This window comes from Rhizobium sp. P1_B8, assembly GCF_056406515.1.
Genome location: NZ_JBFTZZ010000073.1, coordinates 1 through 1,818, shown reverse-complemented (window position 1 = coordinate 1,818; position 1,818 = coordinate 1). Strand labels below are relative to the sequence as shown.

Annotated in this window: 1 protein-coding gene and 3 pseudogenes; 1 reads left to right on the top strand and 3 read right to left on the bottom strand. The window is 57.4% G+C overall.

What is annotated here, in order from left to right; genetic code table 11:
- Nucleotides 1-148 (top strand): annotated as a pseudogene (locus tag AC1D2N_RS36135) (IS5 family transposase); the annotation flags it as partial.
- A 219-nt stretch (nucleotides 149-367) separates the two neighbouring features.
- On the opposite strand, the pseudogene AC1D2N_RS36130 reads toward AC1D2N_RS36135, so the two are convergent.
- The 3 genes and pseudogenes from AC1D2N_RS36130 to AC1D2N_RS36120 form a co-directional block, all read right to left on the bottom strand.
- Nucleotides 368-537, bottom strand: a pseudogene (locus AC1D2N_RS36130) (DUF736 domain-containing protein); the annotation flags it as partial.
- Between the two features lie 254 nt (nucleotides 538-791).
- The gene (locus tag AC1D2N_RS36125; protein ID WP_026242458.1) at nucleotides 792-1,502 is read right to left on the bottom strand and encodes an IS6 family transposase; all 711 of its coding nucleotides are present in this window, start codon (nucleotides 1,500-1,502) and stop codon (nucleotides 792-794) included.
- A 127-nt stretch (nucleotides 1,503-1,629) separates the two neighbouring features.
- Nucleotides 1,630-1,818 (bottom strand): annotated as a pseudogene (locus tag AC1D2N_RS36120) (LysR family transcriptional regulator); the annotation flags it as partial.

The following is a 1,818-nucleotide window of genomic DNA, read 5'->3' as shown; positions in this document are numbered from 1 at the left end:
GGCTTTGCCGCCAGTGCGGCGGCGAACGGCCTGCTGGAGGCCGGTTCATCTGGTGGTGGACAGCACCGGTCTGAAGGTCTTTGGTGAAGGCGAATGGTTGGAAAACAAGCACAAGATCAAGGTGAAACGCAAAAGATGGCGCAAACTGCGATCTCAGGCGTGATACGCAATTTCGCAAGATCAAGGGCCGTCATCCATTATCCCATCCGTTTCCATCCGTTTCCATGCGTTTCCATGCGTTTCCATCCGAATGGGATATGACATACTAGGCTCCATTTTTCCATCCATTTTCATCCAATAAGGAAGAACGGCGGAAAAAAGTCAGAGCGGGAGAGGCCCCGCTCGGTGGCGGGGCCTTCGCCGGATCTCAATCCCGGTTGGGGCGAGACCAAATCAGCTGGTAGCCGTCCTCGCCTTCGACCTCAGCGAGCGTGGCATAGATCGGAGCCGGGAAGCTCGGGTCGTCCAGACCGAGAGGTAGTCGCGGTCGCTCTCGGTGGAGCGCTTCTGCCAGGCGGCGCCCAGCTCAACATGGCCGTGTTGCAGCGATCAGCTTTTTGACGTGATAGCCCTACCCTTGGCGTTGGTGCAGGGATCAAATTTCAACGTTTTGCGCCTATGCGGCGGGGATCGAAAATAGCTTGACTGGTCCAGCATGCCACACAAACATAACGCCGCCCGCCGCCATCACATCGGTAAAATGAAGTTCAGAGTGACGAACTGGGCGGAGTATGAGGCGGGGTATCGCCAAGTTGTTTGAAGCAAGTTGCGCGCGAGCAACTGGACCGAGCTCAGACGGTCATTTCTGCGGTGTAGTCATGCCAGAGGGCAAACGCATCCGTCCTGGCGTGACGGCAAGACGCGGCGTTGATTTTGTGGCGGCGGGGCCGGAAGATCAGATTGATCTGGTCGTGGGCAGCGAGAAACCTCTGTGCTTGCCGTGGTGACTTGAACCGGCCAAATATCTTCTCCCGCTTTCGTGTCGGCCTGTGCGAGACTTCGACCGCATTATTGAGCCCTTTGTGCGCCCGATGCTCGGCGCCTGCCGCGAGAGTTCGGATCGGCTTGATGTAGCTGCGGAGTTTGTCCGTAACGACAACCCTTGGCATGCCGAACCGAGCAACCAGGCCGCGCAGGAAACGCCTTGCGGCCTTCGCATTTCGACGTGGCTGAACCAGAATGTCGAGCACATGGCCGTCCGCGTCGATGGCCCGCCATAGCCAATGCTTTTTGCCACGGATCGTGATCACGACCTCGTCGATGTGCCATTTATCGCGAGGCGCAGGTCGATCTCGCCGGACACAAACTGCAAAATGCCGCCCGAAGCGATTGACCCAAAGCCGGATTGCTTCCCGGCTGACAATGACACCGCGTTCGGCAAGCAGGTCTTCCACGTCGGCGGTGCTGAGCGCGAAGCGATGATAAGCCCATACCGCATAGGCGATGATTTCACGGGCAAAGCGAAAGCCTTTCAGGCGCGGCATCTGGCACGGAATATTCATCCGGCTCGAATAGCCCACCCAGACAAGTCAAACAACGTGGCAATACCGACAATAGAGCCAGTTGAAAAGCCAAGCCCGTCGGGTGCAGCAATATCCCTTTCAAAAACCTTTTAAAAACAAACTCAGTTCATTCGATTACCGATATAAACGCCGGGATCTGTTGCTCGAAGAACTTCGAGAACGAGGCGATACGGGGCGGCAGCACCTGATACGGGGGGTAATACAGGGTCAACCATAAGTCTGGCGGCGCCCAGTCCCGCAGGACGTGGACGAGCCGTCCGGTCCGCAGATGCTCGGCCACATGGAACTTGGGCAG